The 17,291-nt window shown below is 64.7% G+C and carries 17 protein-coding genes and 2 pseudogenes; 8 read left to right on the top strand and 11 right to left on the bottom strand.

Annotation, left to right across the window (positions count from 1 at the left end; genetic code table 11):
- Positions 1 to 5 precede the first annotated feature (5 nt).
- The 8 genes and pseudogenes from V6M87_RS22500 to V6M87_RS22465 all read right to left on the bottom strand — a co-directional run bounded on the left by V6M87_RS22500 (position 6) and on the right by V6M87_RS22465 (position 5,760).
- Positions 6 to 404, bottom strand: a complete 399-nt coding sequence (locus V6M87_RS22500) for a hypothetical protein (RefSeq protein ID WP_332878908.1) — start codon at positions 402 to 404, stop codon at positions 6 to 8.
- Positions 404 to 1,165, bottom strand: coding sequence for a hypothetical protein (locus tag V6M87_RS22495; RefSeq protein WP_332878907.1), 762 nt, complete (start codon positions 1,163 to 1,165; stop codon positions 404 to 406). Before V6M87_RS22495 ends, V6M87_RS22500 begins: the two co-directional genes overlap by 1 nt.
- Positions 1,166 to 1,372: 207 nt before the next feature.
- Positions 1,373 to 1,786: a hypothetical protein gene (locus tag V6M87_RS22490; protein ID WP_332878906.1), complete on the bottom strand. Its 414-nt coding sequence runs from the start codon at positions 1,784 to 1,786 to the stop codon at positions 1,373 to 1,375.
- Positions 1,786 to 2,547: a hypothetical protein gene (locus V6M87_RS22485; protein ID WP_332878905.1), complete on the bottom strand. Its 762-nt coding sequence runs from the start codon at positions 2,545 to 2,547 to the stop codon at positions 1,786 to 1,788. Before V6M87_RS22485 ends, V6M87_RS22490 begins: the two co-directional genes overlap by 1 nt.
- A 281-nt stretch (positions 2,548 to 2,828) precedes the next feature.
- On the bottom strand, positions 2,829 to 3,458 hold the full coding sequence (locus tag V6M87_RS22480; RefSeq protein ID WP_332878904.1) for an ABC transporter ATP-binding protein: 630 nt from the start codon (positions 3,456 to 3,458) through the stop codon (positions 2,829 to 2,831).
- An 11-nt stretch (positions 3,459 to 3,469) separates the two neighbouring features.
- On the bottom strand, positions 3,470 to 4,660 hold the full coding sequence (locus tag V6M87_RS22475; RefSeq protein WP_332878903.1) for a hypothetical protein: 1,191 nt from the start codon (positions 4,658 to 4,660) through the stop codon (positions 3,470 to 3,472).
- A 48-nt stretch (positions 4,661 to 4,708) separates the two neighbouring features.
- Entirely contained in the window at positions 4,709 to 5,110 is a 402-nt protein-coding gene (locus tag V6M87_RS22470; RefSeq protein WP_332878902.1) for a hypothetical protein, read from the bottom strand.
- 70 nt (positions 5,111 to 5,180) lie between these two features.
- Positions 5,181 to 5,760: pseudogene (locus V6M87_RS22465) on the bottom strand (SDR family NAD(P)-dependent oxidoreductase).
- Positions 5,761 to 5,849: 89 nt separating this feature from the next.
- Here V6M87_RS22465 and V6M87_RS22460 point away from each other — a divergent pair.
- Positions 5,850 to 7,052: a DUF2252 domain-containing protein gene (locus V6M87_RS22460; RefSeq protein WP_332878900.1), complete on the top strand. Its 1,203-nt coding sequence runs from the start codon at positions 5,850 to 5,852 to the stop codon at positions 7,050 to 7,052.
- Positions 7,053 to 7,152: 100 nt separating this feature from the next.
- Here V6M87_RS22460 and V6M87_RS22455 read toward each other — a convergent pair whose 3' ends face one another.
- Both V6M87_RS22455 and V6M87_RS22450 read right to left on the bottom strand, forming a co-directional pair.
- On the bottom strand, positions 7,153 to 7,698 hold the full coding sequence (locus V6M87_RS22455; RefSeq protein ID WP_332878899.1) for a cytochrome b: 546 nt from the start codon (positions 7,696 to 7,698) through the stop codon (positions 7,153 to 7,155).
- A 183-nt stretch (positions 7,699 to 7,881) separates the two neighbouring features.
- Positions 7,882 to 10,080: an OsmC domain/YcaO domain-containing protein gene (locus V6M87_RS22450; protein ID WP_332878898.1), complete on the bottom strand. Its 2,199-nt coding sequence runs from the start codon at positions 10,078 to 10,080 to the stop codon at positions 7,882 to 7,884.
- Positions 10,081 to 10,272: 192 nt separating this feature from the next.
- On the opposite strand from V6M87_RS22450, the gene V6M87_RS22445 reads away from it, so the two are divergent.
- Positions 10,273 to 10,551 (top strand): DUF427 domain-containing protein, encoded by a 279-nt coding sequence (locus V6M87_RS22445; protein ID WP_332878897.1) that lies wholly within the window; start codon positions 10,273 to 10,275, stop codon positions 10,549 to 10,551.
- Between the two features lie 21 nt (positions 10,552 to 10,572).
- On the opposite strand, the gene V6M87_RS22440 is transcribed toward V6M87_RS22445, so the two are convergent.
- Positions 10,573 to 11,196 carry a hypothetical protein gene (locus tag V6M87_RS22440; RefSeq protein ID WP_332878896.1) on the bottom strand — a complete coding sequence of 208 codons (624 nt, stop codon included), beginning with the start codon at positions 11,194 to 11,196 and terminating at the stop codon, positions 10,573 to 10,575.
- A 217-nt stretch (positions 11,197 to 11,413) separates the two neighbouring features.
- Here V6M87_RS22440 and V6M87_RS22435 point away from each other — a divergent pair, with 217 nt between their 5' ends.
- The 6 genes and pseudogenes from V6M87_RS22435 to V6M87_RS22410 all read left to right on the top strand — a co-directional run.
- Positions 11,414 to 12,784: a sigma-54 dependent transcriptional regulator gene (locus V6M87_RS22435; protein WP_332878895.1), complete on the top strand. Its 1,371-nt coding sequence runs from the start codon at positions 11,414 to 11,416 to the stop codon at positions 12,782 to 12,784.
- Between the two features lie 224 nt (positions 12,785 to 13,008).
- The gene (locus tag V6M87_RS22430) at positions 13,009 to 13,662 is read left to right on the top strand and encodes a Pvc16 family protein (protein ID WP_332878894.1); all 654 of its coding nucleotides are present in this window, start codon (positions 13,009 to 13,011) and stop codon (positions 13,660 to 13,662) included.
- Entirely contained in the window at positions 13,662 to 14,438 is a 777-nt protein-coding gene (locus V6M87_RS22425; RefSeq protein WP_332878893.1) for a hypothetical protein, read from the top strand. The genes V6M87_RS22430 and V6M87_RS22425 overlap by 1 nt, the downstream gene beginning before the upstream one ends.
- 17 nt (positions 14,439 to 14,455) lie before the next feature.
- Complete coding sequence (locus tag V6M87_RS22420) at positions 14,456 to 16,531, top strand: phage tail sheath family protein (RefSeq protein ID WP_332878892.1); 2,076 nt, start codon at positions 14,456 to 14,458, stop codon at positions 16,529 to 16,531.
- Positions 16,532 to 16,563: 32 nt separating this feature from the next.
- Positions 16,564 to 17,016 (top strand): phage tail protein, encoded by a 453-nt coding sequence (locus V6M87_RS22415; RefSeq protein ID WP_332878891.1) that lies wholly within the window; start codon positions 16,564 to 16,566, stop codon positions 17,014 to 17,016.
- A 35-nt stretch (positions 17,017 to 17,051) separates the two neighbouring features.
- Positions 17,052 to 17,291: pseudogene (locus V6M87_RS22410) on the top strand (hypothetical protein); the annotation flags it as partial.

Here is a 17,291-nt window from a genome sequence, read left to right as displayed (position 1 = left end):
TGCCTTCAGTGTTGCGCCAGCGATGGCGCTTCGCGCAACCGGTATTTTCTGACAATGCCGTCCTTGTCAAACAGGATTGCCAGCTCGCGGCCGCGGGTGCTTGCGTCGACCACGCTGGCGATCGCACCTGCCATCGGCAGAAATCCCACGAATAGCGGTACGCCCGCCTTGTAATCGTAGGCCCACACCTCGTCGCCAGTGTCGAAGGTATTGATGTTGGCCTCGTCCATGCGCTTGCTGACATCGGCCTTGGTACTGCTGCCGATGGCCAACACCTGGCGCACGCCCTCGTGCGTGAGCGGCCTGGCTGCGTCCCTGCCAAGCGAGGCGCAAGCGCCCATGCCGACGATGAGACTGCAGGCCAGGGCCAGTCGAAGACAGCGAAATCGCATCGAACGCGTCATCACGGTGTCCCCGAGGGTTGGCTCGCTTGCATGGTCTGGGTGGCCGAGGCATCGGCGACAGCGGCATCATCCATGTAGTCAAGTTCGACGAGGGTGTCGTCCGGCCAGCTGCTGTCGGCGATCCTGAGCATATAGGTTCGATCGGTCAGCACGGGGAAAAAATCATAGTGCGTCTGGATTAACCTCGCGGGATTGCCGTACATAAGACGGGAGAACAGGGCTTCGCGACGGTTGCCGTGCACCAGGGTCACATTGAACACGGCGCGATCGCCATAGTAGGTCCAGAAGCCGCCGGGCAAGGTGGTGCAGAGATTGACGCTAGCGTCGAATACGTAATACAGCGGCGTCTTCAGGCCCACGAACAGCTTTGCGGCGCGGTCGATTTCGCATTCCAGGCGCAAGTCGCCCAGGCGGCGCGCATTGGCAGGCAGGCCCGGGCTGCGCACGTCCGGGTGCCAGGCAAAACTACGCGCCTTGCGGTTCGTGCTGACCTGGGCGTTGTCGTCGAGCGCCTGCGCATCGCGCGGCAAGGTGAAGCGCAAATCGCTCCCGAGTGCGACTGGCAGCTTGACCTTGTCACCCTGAATCGTCAGCGTGGTGCCGTCCGCCTTGACACCGGGCAAGCGCGGATAGAGACGGTAGCGCAGGCTCGCAGCGGGCGCGAGGGCATGGTATTTTTCAAACGCGTCCATGCCCTTGATCAGGCGCTGGTACGCATGCTCGTCGACATCGCGCAGGCCATCGACATGCACCACTTGCATAGGTGCGTCTGTTGGCGGAGGGATTGCGGCGGACTGCGCAACGCAGAGACGTCCGCAAGCGACCAGCATGCACAGCAAACCAGGTTTCAACGACTTCATGTCACCATCCTTGTCCATCCGCTGAAGTTATAGCCAATCACATCGATGTCGTCACCCGGCAGGCGATGGCGCCGCGCTGACGCCACCTTGCCATGCTTGCACCTGTCTTCAGTGTGGCGCCAGCAAGCGCTCCGCCTGCGATGGCGCTTCGCGCAGCTGGTATTTTCTGACAATGCCGTCCTTGTCAAACAAGATTGCCAGCTCGCGGTCGCGGGTGCTTGCGTCGACCACGCTGGCGATCGTGCCCACCACCGGCAGAAATCCCACGAACATCGGTACGTCCGCCTTGTAGTCGTAGGCCCATACCTCGTAGCCACTGTCGAAGGTATTGACCTTGGCCTCGCCCATGAGCTTGCTGACATCGGCCTTGGTACTGCTGCCGATGGTCAGCACCTTCCGCACCCCCTCGTGCGTAAGCGGTCTGGCTGGGTCCCGGCCAAGCGAGGCGCAAGCGCTCATGCCGAAGATGAGACTGCCGGACAGGGCCAGTCGAATAAAACGAAACAGCATCGAACGCGTCATCACGGTGTCCCCGATGGTTGGCTGGTTTGCATGGCCTGGGTGGCCGAGGCGTCGGCGACAGCGGCATCGTCCATGTAGTCAAGTTCGACCAGGGTGTCGTCCGGCCAGCTGGTGTCGGCGATCCTGAGCATGTAGGTGCGATCGGTCAGCACCGGATAAAAATCATAGAATGTCTGGATCCACTTGGCGGGATTGCCGTACATAAGACGGGAAAACAGGGCTTCGCGACGGTTGCCGTGCACCAGGGTCACACTGAACACGGCGCGATCGGCATAGTAGATCCAGACGCCGCCGGGCAAGGTAGTGCAGATATCGACGGCAGCGTCCACCACATAATACGTGGGCAACCTCAGGCCCACGAACAGCTTCGCAGCCCGGTCGATCTCGCATTCCAGGCGCAAGTCGCCCAGGCGGCGTGCATTGGCGGGTAGGCCCGGGCTGCGCACCTCAGGGTGCCAGGCAAAACTACGCGACTTGCGGTTCGTGCTGACCTGGGCGTTGTCGTCGAGCGCCTGCGCATCGCGCGGCAAGGCAAAGGTCAAATCGCTCCCGAGCGCGACCGGCAACTTGACCTTGTAGCCCTGAATCGTCAGCGTGGTGCCGTCCGCCTTGACGCCGGGCAGGCGCGGATAGAGCCGGTAGCGCAGGCTAGCAGCGGGCGCGAGGGCATGGTATTTTTCAAACGCGTCCATGCCCTTGATCAGGCGCCGGTACGCATGCTCGTCGGCATCGCGCAGGCCATCGACATGGACCACCTGCATGGGTGCGTCTGTTGGCGGGGGGACTGCGGCGGACTGCGCAGCGCAGAGACGTCCGCAGGCGAGCATCATGCACAGCAAACCAGGTTGCAACGACTTCATGTCACCATCCTTGTCCATGCCGACCCCAGTGCGCCGGCCACAACAACATTGCAGAAGTGACCATGATAGCGACGTGAAGCTATGGCTAATCTAAAGGTTGGGATGCGACCCTGTGGCCCACGGTGTGCGCATCCTGTCGCTGGTCATCGACGTGATGACAGGCTGGCTGGATCGCGTGGGCGTCATGGGGTGTGCGCTGCACCCAGGTCAGCCAGTTCGATGCGGGTCGCACCGATCGCATCGGAAAATTCATGGTCGTGGGTCGAGATCAGCGCCACCGTGCTGGCGCGCCCTGCCGCCAGCAGGTCGATCAGTACTGCGCGGGCGTCCATATCGAGTCCATTCGACGGTTCATCGAACAACAATACGGCAGGCGTGCCGATCCAGGCCGCCGCCAGCATCAGTTTTTTCTGGGTGCCGAGCGACATCTGGCCGCAACGGGTATCCAGATAGCGCTCAAGGCCGAAACGCGCCACGATTGCCGTTACCTGCGCCGTCAGCGCGCAGCGCTTGGCCGATGCGACCAACGCCAGCAGCTCGCGCCCCGTCATGAAGGGATACACGGGGCACTCGTCGGGCGCATATCCCAGGCGGGCCCTGGCCGCTGCGGGCGCGGTGTGCAAGGGCTGCTGGTCGATCCAGATCGCACCGCTGTCGGCCTCGACCGCACCGGACAGCACCGCCAGCAAGGTCGACTTGCCGATACCGTTGGGGCCGCGTAGCGCGAACACGCCGGAAGGCAGGCGCGCGCTGACCCGGTCGAGCACCTGTTTGTCCCCATACGCTTTGCATACCTGGTCAAAATACAGCAAGGATCTTCCTCCTAAGTCAAGCAAGCAATCGTGGCGGCGATCCAGCAGCCGGTCACGATCGCGACCAGCACCACGGCCTGGCGTTCGCTGGCAAGTTGCACGGTGCGCAGCATGACCAGCAGCAGTGCAAACGACGCCACGCCGGCGGCGGCATGCGCCGGCGCGACGGCGCCATGCAACACCGGCGCCCCGCCCAGCAGCGCAAGGAATGGCAGGGCAAAGCCAAGCAGGGTGGCGATATCGTACCAGCGCCACCATTGCTTTTTAAGCGGCAAGGCTGCGCAATAAGCGGCACTGCTGGTGTGCACGATGTGCATGCCACGATACAAGCCGCTCACGCACAGGGCGACCACGCCCTGGGCCAGCAGGGCCAGCGGGAACGCCCGGGCATCGTAGTCGAAAATCCGCATCAGTCCAAGCGCTGCAGCGGCGATGCTTGCCGCTGCAATCGCTTTGCCGGCGGCCTCGGCGCGCAGTGCGCGGCACAAGATGCGCACGGACAGCATCCCGGCCGGAGGCAGGCGCTGCGCAAGCGATGCGCCAGCGCGCGCCAGCGGCGTCAGGATGCCGGCGCGCTGCCAGCGCATGCGCGCGCGCGGGATCGCCGCGCCCAGCAAAAGGCTGGCGAGCGCGCCTGCCAGCAAACCTGCCGGCAGTGCCAGGCTGCTGGTGCTGGCCGCGCCCAGCGCCAGGCCCGCCAGCGCCGGCGCCAGCGCCGCATCCAGCCGACGCTCGAGCGCGCACAACTGGGTCAGCAAGCCAAGCAATGCAACGTCGATCAGCAATACCAGCTCCGCACCGGTGCTGCCGCGCTGCAACGATGCCACCCCGGCGCAGCACACGACCAGCAACAGCGGCGTATCGGCCAGCACCAGTACCACGATATCGACCCGGCGCAGATGACGCCGGGAAAATGGCAACGTGCGGGCGAACTGCATGAAGCCGCCGCCCTCGATCTGATCGCGCTGCATCAGCACCCAGGCTGCGGCCACTGCCAGCAGCAGTAACAGATAAGCACCACGCCAGAGCGCGCCATGTCCTGGTTCGAACATGACCAGCAGCGGATAGCCGAGCGCCCTGGCATTGCCGAGAATGGAGGAATTGGCCGCTGCCAGCACGCCGCATGCGAGCAGCAATGCCTGCCAGCGGCGCAGCAGCAAGCGCGCGGTGCTGCGCGCGTACCATTGCAATCGACTACGCAAAAGAAGGCTGGAAACGATGTGCTGCTCCGGTTGGTGCGCTGGCACGGCTCAGGTGCCAGGCTGCGCTTGCGGCGTGCCCTTGGCCCAGGCAATTTTTGCGGTGGATGCAACCAATATCAGAAACGCCACCTGGGCGTAATAAGCGGCAGACGGCGGCACATCGAGGTAGTCATTGAGCCAGCTATTGTGCAGTACATCCACCACAATGATGGCCACCGTCATGCCAACACCCCAGCGCGGGCGCACCAGCAGAAGGATGGCCGCGAGTGGATCGAGAAACGTGAGTGCGGTCCAAAAAATGCTGGAGACCAGGGGTACCCCACCATAATCCCACAGCAGGCCATGCGCAATATTCGCGCGGGCATGGTTGACGCTGGCGCCGGCCAGGCAAACGAAATACACCATGCGAACGTAAAAGGAAAAATTCATGGATGTCGACACCAGCGCCAAGGCCTTCCTTTTATCATTGATCTTGCACATTCTACAACACCTGCATGCGAGCGATGGCCTGCGGGCCCGCTCAGAAGATGGTGTCCACCACGCCGCCATCGACCCGCAACGTAGACGATCATGTTGGCCACCTCGTCGACCCGCGCGGCGCGGCGCGGCGCGGCGCAGGATGGAGCTGGCGCGCTGCGTCGTCACGAAGTCGGCCGCGACCTGTTCCAGGCTCTGGCCGGTGAGCTTTTCGAAAAACCATCGTGGATCATGTCGGCCAGACTGTTCACGGCCAATTCGGACGAAACGAACACGATCCGGCCCCAGCCCTGTGCCACCATGCCTGGCGCGTAGGCCTTGGCCAGGCGCACGCCCGACATCACGTTGGTCTGAAAAAAACGTTCCCATTCGCTGTCGGGCGTCTCGAAAAAATCCTGCGGACCGAACACGCCCAGGTTGTTGATCAGGACATCGACGGCGGAATGCGCGGCCACCAGTTGCGCGCCGCCCAGTCTGGCCAGCGCCGCGTCGACACCGGCATGGCTGCGGCCATTCACGACGACGGCGGCGCCGGCCGCGACAAATGCCTGGGCGGTCGCAAAGCCGATCCCGGCGGTCGGACCCGTGATCAGTACCTTGCGCCCTGTAAAAGTGATCTGCATCGGATGTCCTTTCATGTGGATGTCGTGCTGCCGATTATAGGGCCACGCAATCGCGCTATGATGCCGTGTCCAACACAGCCGCCCATCCAATGAATATTATCAAGCGCATCCAGAAAGCCAACGCCGGCCGCGATCCGGAACTCCTGGAGCGCAAATACCGCGCGCTGCGCAGTGCCCCTTTCACCTTCATGCGCGGCACGAATGGCCTGTTTTACGATCGCCTGGCCGCATCCGGCTACGACGTGGCCGCGCCCGCGGTCTGGTGCTGCGGCGACCTGCACCTGCAAAACTTCGGCAGCTACCGGGGCGACAACGGCCTGGTGTATTTCGACCTGAACGACTTCGATGGCGCTGCCCTGGCGCCGGCCAGCTGGGAACTGGTGCGCCTCGCGGCCAGCCTGCGGGTCGGCCTGACCGAGCTTGGCCAGTCGGAGCAACGCGTCGCCACGCTGGTGGAAGCCTTGATCGCGACGTACGCGGCCACCCTGGCCGATGGCAAGGCCGGCTGGATCGAGCGCGACTCGGCGCAGGGCGTGGTGCAGCAATTGCTCGCGCAGCTGCGCGACCGCAAGCGCCCGGCCTTCCTGGACAGCCGCACGGTGGAAGCGAAAAAGCAGCGCCGCCTGCTGGTCGACGGCAGCAAGGCGCTGCCCGTGCCCGAGGCCGAGCGCGCGCTGGTCGCGGCCACCATCGACGGCTTTGCGGCCAGCATCGGGCAGCCGGATTTCTTTCGTGTCCTCGATGTGGCGCGCCGCATCGCCGGCACCGGCAGCCTGGGCCTGCCGCGCTACGTCGTCCTGGTCGAAGGAAACGGTTCGCCCGACGGCAATTACCTGATCGACCTGAAACGGGCCCCGCCCTCCCCGCTGGGCGCGCTGTTCGCGGCGCTGCAACCGGTGTGGGGCAGCGACGCCGAGCGCATCGCCGGCGTCCAGCACCACATGCAGGCCGTTACGGCGGCCTGGCTGCATCCGCTGACGCACCTGGGCCAGCCGTTTGTCCTGCGCGCCCTGCAGCCGAGCGAAGACCAGCTGCCGTTCGACGAATTCGGCAAACAGCACGATTTATTCGATGGCGCCATCGACATGCTGGGCCGCTGCACCGCGTGGGCCCAGTTGCGCTCCGGCGGCTGGCGCGGCGCGGCGACGGCCGATGCATTGATCGCCTTCGCCAGCAAGACAAAATGGCAGCGCCAGGTGGCGCAGGCGGCCGCCGGCATGGCCGCGCAGGTCATGGACGACTGGGCCACCTATGCCGCCGCTTACGACGCGGGGCAGTTCCGGGCGGTGTGATGTGCTCACACGGCGCGCCCAGGTTTGCGTCGGCCGGGTACGCAAAGCGCGATGGCGCCTTCGTCAACGAACTGTTTGAAGACGCCAGCGGCGCGCATGCTTATTTGGGCAGCATGCGGCGCAAGGTGTCGTCGCGCACGAGGTAATGGTGATACAGGGCGGCCGCCGCATGCAGGCCGATCAGGACGTAGCCTATGGTGGCGCCGGCTTCGTGCAGTTCCTGGATCGCCTCGGCCAGTTGTTCGCTCGCGCCGAACAGTGACGGCAATGTCACACCGAACACGACCACCGCCGCGCCCTGGGCGCTGCGGGTGGCCCACCCCAGCAGTGGCATGCCCAGCATGAACCCGTACAGCGCCCATTTCATCGCGCGCGCTGCCGCCAGTTGCCATCCGGCGGGCGCGGGTGAAATGGCCGGCAGCGGTCCAACAAAACTGACTCCCAGGCGCACCACTGCCAGCACCAGCACCGAGATCCCCAGGGTGTAGTGCCAGCTCTTCATCGCGGCGCGCCCGGCACTGCCTTTGGGGAAATAACCGCGCAGTTCCATCGTGCAAAACACCGCTACCAGGAGCAGCAGCATCAGCCAGTGCAATGCGGTCGGCAGCCATCCATACCGGGTACTGCTGTTACGCCAGTTCATCATGCTCGATCCCGCTTTCCTGTTGACCCGTCATCGAAGCGATGACGCAGCGTGATCAAGTATGCAATGCTTGTATTAACCCGAGGTTAAACGGGCGCAGGCATCGATGGCCTCAGGAAGCGGGTGGTAGCGCAAGGCCCCGATGACGATGCGCTGGCGGCGCCATGATGCCGCCAGCTACGCCGGTCAGGTGCGCGCGGCGTAGGCCCGCGCGGTGTGCAGTTTCTTGTAGCTGTCGATCAGGCGGTGATGGCGCTCGAGCCCCTCGAGTCCCATGCTGGTCGGCGTCAAGCCGAAGAAGCGCACGCTGCCGTCCACGGACCCAAGCGCCGCGTCCATCCGGCTGTCGCCATACATCCGGCGGAAATTGTGCACGTAATCGGCCAGTTCCAGGTCGCTGCCCAGCGTCACCTCCAGCACCACGTTCAGCGCCTGGTAGAACAGCCGGCGTTCGAGCGCATTGTCGTTGTACTGCAGGAAGGCGCCGACCAGCTCATGTGCTTCTTCGAGCTGGTGCAGGGCCAGATTGATCAGCAAGCGCAATTCGAGCACGGTCAGCTGGCCCCAGTCGGTGTTGTCGTCGAACTCGATGCCGATCAGCGTGGCGATGTCGCCGTATTCGTCCAGCTCGTTGTTTTCCAGGCGCCACAGCAATTGCTTCAGCGCCGCTTTGTCGAGCCGGTGCAGGTTCAGGATGTCTTCGCGGAACAGCAGCGATTTGTTCGTGTTATCCCAGACCAGGTCTTCGATCGGGTACACCTCCGAATAACCGGGCACCAGGATGCGGCAGGCGACTGCGCCGAGCTGGTCGTACACGGCCGTGTAGACTTGCTTGCCCATGTCGTCGAGCATGCCGAACAGGGTTGCCGCTTCCTCGGCAGTCGAATTTTCGCCCTTGCCGGAGAAATCCCATTCGACGAATTCGGCATCGGCGCGCGCGCTGAAAAAGCGCCACGACACCACGCCGCTCGAATCGATGAAGTGCTCGACGAAGTTATACGGCTCGGTCACGGCTTCACTGGCAAAGGTCGGCTGCGGCAAATCGTTCAGACCTTCGAAACTGCGCCCCTGCAGCAATTCGGTGAGGCTGCGCTCGAGCGCCACTTCAAAGCTCGGATGCGCGCCGAACGAGGCAAACACCCCGCCGGTGCGCGGATTCATCAGGGTCACGCACATGACCGGGTATTTTCCGCCCAGCGAGGCATCCTTGACCAGCACGGGAAAGCCCTGCGCTTCGAGGGCCTCGATGCCGGCCACGATGCCGGGGTATTTCGCCAGCACCGCAGCGGGCACATCGGGCAGCGCCATTTCACCTTCGAGGATCTCGCGCTTGACGGCCCGTTCGAAAATCTCGGACAGGCATTGCACCTGCGCCTCGGCCAGCGTATTGCCGGCGCTCATGCCATTGCTGGCGTACAGGTTTTCAATCAGGTTGGACGGGAAATACACGGTCTGCCCGTCTGCATGGCGCACGTAAGGCAAGGCCACGATGCCTCGTTTCACGTTGCCGGAATTGGTGTCGACCAGGTTCGAGCCGCGCAGCTCACCGTCCGGGTCGTACACGTCCAGGCACCAGGCGTCGAGCAGACCCTCGGGCACGGCATCGTCCTGGCCGGGCTGGAACCAGCGTTCTTCGGGATAATGCACGAAGGCCGCGTTGGCAATATCCTTGCCCCAATAGGCGCCGGCATAAAAATGGTTGTTGTTGAGGCGCTCGATATATTCGCCCAGGGCCGACGCCAGCGCGCTTTCCTTGGTCGCGCCCTTGCCGTTCGTAAAACACATGGGCGAATGGGCATCGCGGATATGCAGCGACCAGACGTTCGGCACGATATTGCGCCACGACGCGATCTCGATTTTCACGCCCCAGCTGGCCAGCATGCCGGCCATGTTCGCGATGGTCTGCTCCAGCGGCAGGTCCTTGCCGGCGATATAGGTTGGCGCGCTGCCGGCCGGCTGCATGGTCAGCAGCGCCTGCGCATCTTCATCCAGGTTGGCCACTTCTTCGATGACGAATTCGGGGCCGGCCTGCACCACTTTTTTGACGGTACAGCGGTCGATCGAGCGCAGGATACCCTGGCGGTCCTTGTCGGAAATATCGGCCGGGAGCTCCACCTGGATCTTGAAAATCTGCTGGTAGCGGTTTTCCGGGTCGACGATATTGTTCTGCGAAAGGCGGATGTTGTCGGTCGGGATATTCCGGGTATTGCAGTACAGCTTGACGAAATAGGCGGCGCACAGGGCCGAGGAGGCCAAAAAATAATCGAACGGACCGGGCGCCGAGCCGTCGCCCTTATAGCGGATCGGCTGGTCCGATATGACCGTAAAGTCGTCGAATTTGGCTTCCAGACGTAGCTTGTCGAGAAAGTTGACCTTGATTTCCATGCGCATTCCAATTCAGTGCTTGATTAACAGCCGCCATTATCCCTTGTTTTCGGCGCGCGCCTCGGGCCGCCTTTGACCCGCAACTCGCCTTGGCCGCAAACATCGCGTGGCGCGCCACGGCAAACCGACGGTTAGAATGGAACGTGACACCCGTTCGCTTGAACGGGCCACGACAGCAACCAGGGAGTAAACATGAAAGCAATCTGGAACGGTGAAGTGCTGGCCGACTCGAACGACACGGTGGTGGTTGAAGGAAACCACTATTTTCCGCCGTCGACGCTGCACCTTGATTTTTTCAAAAAATCAGACAAGCACACGGTGTGCCCCTGGAAAGGCACGGCGAGCTACTACGACATCGAGGTGGATGGGAAATTGAACAAGGACGCGGCGTGGTTTTATCCGGACCCATCGTCGGCGGCCAGTAATGTGCGCGGGTATGTGGCTTTCTGGAAAGGCGTCGAAGTAAAATAGACGCGCCGGGCCGCCTTATCCTCAGGGCTGGCGTTGGGCCAGCGTGGCGTTGAACGCCAGCCAGCTTTTACCGAGTTCGGTCACGCCGTAAGCCTTGCCTTGACGCAGCAAAAAGGCATTCGCTTCCAGCCAGGCGCTGATCTCTTCGCTCATGGGAATGGCGTCGGTGCCGCGCGCCAGGCTGTCGAGCGCGCGCACGCAGGCAAAATGCTTGAGCGCCAGGCGTCCCTTGGCCGTGATCGTCGGCGTGCCGTCACGGTCCTGCTGCATCAAGCCGAATCGTTGCAATTCTGCGGGGCAGTCGAGAATCGTCATCCGGTGCATGCCGGAGTCCGCTTCAAAGCGCAGCCGGTGCAATACGGCCATGCCGGCCGCGTCCAGCGTCACGGCGGCAGGTTCGGCTGGCGTTGCGGCGCGCTCGGCCGGGGCGGCTTCAGTGCGGCGGCGCTGGTCGCGCCGATCCTCGGGAATGGCCAGCACCTGTTCGATGAAAGCGTCGTCGTGACCGTTACGTAACAGCAGATTTTTCGCGGCGGCATTGCCGAAGCCGCGCCGCATCGCGAACACCGCGTGCAGGATTTTCGATGTTACGCCATCGCTGCGTCGCTCTGGGGACCGGCGATCGAATTGCGTGTGCAGGGTCATGATGTCATCCAAACCGGATTATTCACGGATCATAACAAACAACTTCCGGAATCGGCATGTCGGCTGGAAAAAAATGCCCGGATTCGCGTCCGGCCAGGGCGCAAGATTGTCAATACAGATTACTTGCTTTTATAGCCAAAATGTCGTGGTACTATTTCTTCAGGATCAGGAAGCGTTTCGAATCTTCTCGCTCGTGGCACCAAGAAATGGGACCCACATGAACCTGTTTTCATGCATCGTGACGGCCAACCATGCGCACCTGCCCCAGGCAAAGATGGCCTGCCAGGTGTTGGGCGCGATCGGCGCCGCGCGGGTCGAACTGCAGGCCGACCCGCTTCCACTCGAGAGCGGCTGCGACGTGCTCATTCCCGTGGTCGACCCGCAGCACTGCGCCCGCATCGCCGCCGACATCGCCCGCATGCACTGCGACCATCCGGGATGCAACGTGATTCCGCTGGCCTGCGACCTGTCGCAAGAACAATTGTCCAGCTTACTCAACGCGGGCGCCTGCGATTTCGTGACCATGCCGTTCGACAGCCAGTCGCTGATCATCCGCGTGCGCCGCGCGCTGGGCCTGATGGCGCCGGCCGGCGGCGCTGCCGCGCCCGAGGCCGCCGTGCCTGCGCACAAGGAGCTGCTCGGTGCGAGCCCCGCCTTCATGCAGGTACTCGCGCTGCTGCCGAAGATCGCCGCTTACGATGCCGGGCTGCTGATCATGGGCGAGACCGGCACCGGCAAGGAGGTCTACGCCCGCGCCGTGCATGGCCAGTCGGCGCGCGCGGCGCGGCCCTGGGTTGCCGTCAATTGCGGCGCGATCCCGGTCGAGTTGCTCGAAAGTGAACTGTTCGGCCATGTACGCGGTGCCTACACCCAGGCCCACGCTGCGCGCGCGGGCCTGGTGCGCGAAGCCGAGGGCGGCACCTTGTTTCTCGACGAGATCGATGCGCTGCCACTGTCCGCGCAATCGAAATTGCTGCGCTTTCTGCAGGAGCGCGAATACCGCGCCCTCGGCAGCGACAAGGTGGTGCGCGCGGACGTGCGCGTGATCGCCGCCAGCAACCAGGACTTGCCGGCCCTGGCCGAACGCGGTGCCTTCCGCAGCGACCTGCTGTTCCGGCTCAGCGTCCTGACGGTCACCCTGCCGCCCCTGCGCGAGCGGCGCGCAGACATCCAGACGCTGGCCCTGCATTTCATCGACCATTTCGGCGCCCGCGCCGGGCGTGACGTGCGCGGCCTGGCAGCGCAGGCACTGAGGCAGTTGCTGGCGCACGCCTGGCCAGGCAATGTGCGGGAATTGCGCCACGTGATCGAGCGCGCGGTCCTGATGGGCAAGACCAGCATGGTCCAGCCCGACGACCTGCAACTGGCCACCAGTGCCGCGCCCGCACGCGCTGCCGAGGAATCGTTTTGCTCGGCCAAGTCGCGCGTGGTGGTCGCGTTCGAAATCGACTATATCCAGCACCTGCTCGGTGTTTGTGAAGGCAACATTTCGCGCGCCGCCCAGGCGGCGGGAAAAGATCGCCGTGCCTTCTTCGAGCTGATCCGGAAGCACCGGATCGACCCGGACCAGTTCCGCTCGCGCGCGTGATGCGCCCACCGCGCCAGGACATTTCCCCGCACCGGGCAGGATAATTTTGTCCTGCTGCCGTCAAGGCGCTGGCACGCCGGCCGCGCCCTGCACGGTATGACAAAAATGCCCACCTGCCAGGCCGCTGCGCGTCGCCCCGCCCGGCGCGCGTCCTGGCACACTCCTTGCACATAGATAAACATTGGCAACCGCACAGTCGCAACGACGGGGATACCAGATGTCCATTGCAGCACGCTTCCATCCACACCCGCTCGCCATTCTTGCCTGCCATGGCCCAATATGACGCCATCCGCGCACTCGGCGAAAGCGTGCTGGAAATGATGCGCCTGGCCTGTCCGCTGGCGGCGCTGCAACTGGAGCCGCAGACGGCCTTCTCGTTCGCCTCGCTCAACGCGCTGATCAACGCCACGCCACCCCAGGAAGGTTTCTATCTGTGCGTGTGGCGCGTCGGCATCGGCGGCATGCCACGCATGTTGCCGCCACGGCGCGCCCGCGACGGCAAGCTCTACAAGCCTTCGGTGGCGCTCGACCTGTACTTCCTGTTGCTGCCGATCGCCAAGAGCGCCGACAAGCAGGCCCAGATGCTCGGCTGGGTGCTCGGCTTCATGAATACACTCGCGCCCCTGACCGGCGAAACCATCAACCGCTATGCCAAGGGCGACGTGACCGTGTTCGCGGCCGAGGAATCGGTCGAGCTGATCGCGGACCCGCTCCCGACTGCCGACTACCTGGCGCTCTGGGACCGCATCAAGTCCGGTTTCCAGGCCGGCATGACCTATGTCGCCCGCATGGTGCTGATCGACTCCGACCAGACCGAAACCGAAGGTGCGCTGGTCACCGAACGCGTGCTCGACATGCGCCGCCCGGGAGACGCGTGATGCGCGAACTGATGCTGGAAACCGTGCTGCTCGCGGCCGGCCTTGGCCTGCGCTGCCGCGATGCCTGGTCGGGCCAGACGGTGCAGGACGGCTTGCGCTGCACGCTGCGCCGCAAGCGCGACGGCATCGAACTGGCGCGCGCGGCCGCCTCGCCATCGGGCGTGCAGCACTGGCCCGGCCTGCGCGCGCCATGGAACGCCGTGCCACCGCCGGCGCAGGCCGAAATCCTGGTTGAGGACGAGGGCGAGCGCTTTCTCGCGCTGCGCCTCGACTCGCCCCCGCTGCCCGACCACCACGGCGCGGCACTGGCCAGCATCACCCTGCTGTCGGCGCCGCAGCGGGCCGCGCCGACCGGTTCGGCCGCCCTGGTCGGCCTGCTGATCGGCGTCGATGGCAAGGCGGCCGCCTGGGCGCGCCTGCGCGTCACGGACGCCGCGGGACGCCAGACCGAGGGCATGAGCGACGCGGCCGGCCGCTTCGCGCTGCATCTGCCCTTTCCGCTGCCCGACCGCGCGGCGCCGGGCGACCCACCGTCCGCGACACCCGGCGCCTCGGTGACGCTGCAAGTCTTTCATGACGCAGCGGTCGGCCTGGAAGCGGCCGGCGCCGCCCCCTTGTTGCATCTGTGGCAAGCGCAAGCCGAAGTGCGCGCGCTGGCCAATCTTGGCGCGCCCAACGTGCTGGGGCCGCTGCGTGTCGAACCCGGCCGACCCGTCGTGCCGCATACCGAGGGCCTGCCCTCCAACCGTTCGGAACTGCGGCTCGCGCCGCTTTGACCTGCAAGGAGATTGCGATGCCCGAATACCTGGCTCCAGGGGTCTTCATCGAAGAAGTATCCTTCCGCTCGAAATCGATCGAAGGCGTCAGCACCACCACCACCGGTTTTATTGGGCCATGCCGCTTCGGCCCGGTGACCGAGGCGTCCGACATCATCACCAGCCTGACCGAGTTCGAGCGCAGTTTCGGCGACGGCGCGCAACTGGCCTTCGGCGCCACTGGCGACCTGACCGGTCCGAACTTCCTGTGGCACGGTGTGCGCAGCTTTTTCGAGGAAGGCGGCAAGCGCGCCTATCTCAGCCGCGCGTTTCGTCCACTCAGCGGCAGCTACCCAAGCCAGCTGCAGGATCCGTTTGGCGCTGCGCCGCATGCCGACGGCCACGGCCGCGCGCTGGTGGGCGCTGCACCCGACGCCATGCGCGTCATCGCGCGCTACCCCGGCGCGGCCGGCAATCTGCGCGTGCGCTTCGGCCTGCGGCTCGGCCCGAATGCGCTGGGCGCCCTGCCCGACCCGTCCAAGGTGAAAACGTTTATTCCCACCGTGACTGCGTTGGCAGACGGCGCAGTGGTGTGGATCAGTTCAAAAGCGGCGTTCGGTGGCGCGGTCCCGCCCGCCCCGCCGCCGGCGGTCCCGCCGGCACTGCCGGGGCCGCGCAAGGTGGACCAGCTGCCCATCTACGTGGCCAGACGCCAGCCCGACGACAGCTGGCTGTTTGTGCTCGGCGGCATTCGACCAGGCAATCCGCCGCTGCCGTCCGACCCGGCAGCAAAACTCACGCTGGCAGACTTCAATCTCGACCCCACCCCCGGTTCGGGCGACGCGATCCGGCCGCTGACCTTGTCGATCGATGTGATCAGCGACGACGGTGCGCGCAGCCTGGGCACCTGGAGCGCACTGCCGCTGGCGCCCGACCACAAGACGGCCGGGGTGCCCGATTCGATCTTCGACCTGTTCAGCCTGAATGGCGCGGCCAGCGCCGGCCTGCCGATCGTGCTGCTCAACGATCAGACCGGCGACATCGGTAGCGGCACCGACCTGCTCAAAGCGCTCGACGGCCTGCCCGGGATCGACTTCGCGCTCACGCCGGCCGAATGGGAAGACGCCCACTTCACCGACGAACTCGGCGCGCTGCGCAAGAAGCTCGAACGCGGCATCGACGGCATCGCGTGGCTGGCCGGCGGCAACGACGGCCTGCTACCGGGGCGCGCCGAGTACGAGGGCCGGGCCGATCCGGAGCAGGACTACACCACCGGCCTGAAGCAACTCGAAGCGATCGAAGACATTTCCATCGTCGCCGCGCCCGGTTCGACCTGGCAGTACGACGCGCGCACCAGCGACGTCAACGCGATCCTCAATCTGCTGATTTCGCACGCCGAGCGCATGCGCTACCGCATCGCCGTGCTCGACGCACCCGAGTCCCTGACCATCGCCGAGGTGCGCAAACTGAAAGCCAAGCTCGACAGCAAGCATGCGGCCCTGTACTACCCCTGGGTGACGGTGTTCGACCCGGTCACGCGGCAGTCCCTGAACCTGCCGCCGTCGGGCTTTGTGTGCGGTATCTACGCCCGCAACGATACCGAGCGCGCGGTCTACAAGGCGCCCGCCAACGAGGTGGTACGCGGCGCAATCGGCTTCGAGACCCTGGTCAGCTCGGCCCAGCAGGAGGTGCTCAATCCCGAGGGCATCAACGTGTTCCGCTTCTTCGAGGGGCGCGGCTTCCGGCTCTGGGGCGCGCGCACCATCAGCTCCGACCCGGAATGGAAATACGTCAATGTACGACGCTACTTCGCCTATGTTGAACGGTCGATCGACAAGGGCACCCAGTGGGCCGTGTTCGAGCCGAACGGCGAAGCGCTGTGGGCCAATGTGCGCGCCACCATCCGCGACTTCCTGATCAATGAATGGGCCGGCGGCGCGCTGCTGGGCGACAAGCCGGAAAAGGCGTTCTTCGTGCGCTGCGACCGCTCGACCATGACCCAAAACGACCTCGACAACGGGCGCCTGGTTTGCCTGATCGGCATCGCGCCGCTGAAACCGGCCGAATTCGTGATCTTCCGCATCGGCCAGTGGACCGCCGACGCGAAGACCTGACCCCTCATTGAACCGGCAGCAAGGAGACCGACATGGCAACCCCGCGCGAAAGACCGTATGTGCAGTTTAATTTCCTGGTCAACCTGGGCGACGGCGTCACCAATACGCCGCAAGCGGGCTTCCAGGAAATCAGCGGCATCGGCATGGAAGTGACGATCACCGAATACCGCCCCGGCAATTACGCCTTCAACAACGTCATCAAGACGGCCGGCCTGAACAAGGCCACCGACGTGACCATGAAGCGCGGCGTGATCGGCTCGCTCGACCTGTATAAATGGCTCGATGATGTGCGCCAGGGCGAAAACAGCGGCCTGCGCAACGTGACGATCGAACTCAAAAGCGAGAACCGCACGACCACGGTCCAGACCTGGCGCCTGATCAATGCGCGCATCATGAAGCACCAGTCGGGCCCCCTGAACGCCAAGGGCACCGACGTCGCGATGGAGGAGCTGACCATCTCCTACGAACGCCTCGAGATGGAATGAGCGTGCGCCGCCTGCCCGGAATCAGCATCGTCGACGTGCCGCCCGCGGCAGGCCAGGCTGCGCCCCCGATGGACGTGCCGGTGATGGTCGGTTTTGCCGAACGGGGTCCGCTGGACCGCCCGGTCGCGCTGGAAGAGCCGGCCCAGTACGCGGCGGTATTCGGCGGCGCGGTAGAACTGGCGAGCGCGCCGGACGGCGCGGCGCCGCTGCGCGCCCACCTGCCGGCGGCGGTGGCCGCCTTCTTCAACGGCGGCGGGCGGCGCTGCTATGTGATC

The organism is Massilia sp. S19_KUP03_FR1, assembly GCF_036688685.1.
Lineage (GTDB): Bacteria > Pseudomonadota > Gammaproteobacteria > Burkholderiales > Burkholderiaceae_D > JALYUM01.
This window is presented reverse-complemented; position numbering and strand designations above follow the sequence as displayed.

Excerpts from the sequence above, each read along its gene's own strand:
- V6M87_RS22500 (WP_332878908.1), bottom strand. The coding sequence starts at position 404 with ATGACGCGTTCGATGCGATTTCGCTGTCTTCGACTGGCCCTGGCCTGC.
- V6M87_RS22495 (WP_332878907.1), bottom strand. The coding sequence starts at position 1,165 with ATGCAAGTGGTGCATGTCGATGGCCTGCGCGATGTCGACGAGCATGCG.
- V6M87_RS22490 (WP_332878906.1), bottom strand. The coding sequence starts at position 1,786 with ATGACGCGTTCGATGCTGTTTCGTTTTATTCGACTGGCCCTGTCCGGC.
- V6M87_RS22485 (WP_332878905.1), bottom strand. The coding sequence starts at position 2,547 with ATGCAGGTGGTCCATGTCGATGGCCTGCGCGATGCCGACGAGCATGCG.
- V6M87_RS22460 (WP_332878900.1), top strand. The coding sequence starts at position 5,850 with ATGAATATTATCAAGCGCATCCAGAAAGCCAACGCCGGCCGCGATCCG.
- V6M87_RS22455 (WP_332878899.1), bottom strand. The coding sequence starts at position 7,698 with ATGATGAACTGGCGTAACAGCAGTACCCGGTATGGATGGCTGCCGACC.
- V6M87_RS22450 (WP_332878898.1), bottom strand. The coding sequence starts at position 10,080 with ATGGAAATCAAGGTCAACTTTCTCGACAAGCTACGTCTGGAAGCCAAA.
- V6M87_RS22445 (WP_332878897.1), top strand. The coding sequence starts at position 10,273 with ATGAAAGCAATCTGGAACGGTGAAGTGCTGGCCGACTCGAACGACACG.
- V6M87_RS22440 (WP_332878896.1), bottom strand. The coding sequence starts at position 11,196 with ATGACCCTGCACACGCAATTCGATCGCCGGTCCCCAGAGCGACGCAGC.
- V6M87_RS22435 (WP_332878895.1), top strand. The coding sequence starts at position 11,414 with ATGAACCTGTTTTCATGCATCGTGACGGCCAACCATGCGCACCTGCCC.
- V6M87_RS22425 (WP_332878893.1), top strand. The coding sequence starts at position 13,662 with ATGCGCGAACTGATGCTGGAAACCGTGCTGCTCGCGGCCGGCCTTGGC.
- V6M87_RS22420 (WP_332878892.1), top strand. The coding sequence starts at position 14,456 with ATGCCCGAATACCTGGCTCCAGGGGTCTTCATCGAAGAAGTATCCTTC.
- V6M87_RS22415 (WP_332878891.1), top strand. The coding sequence starts at position 16,564 with ATGGCAACCCCGCGCGAAAGACCGTATGTGCAGTTTAATTTCCTGGTC.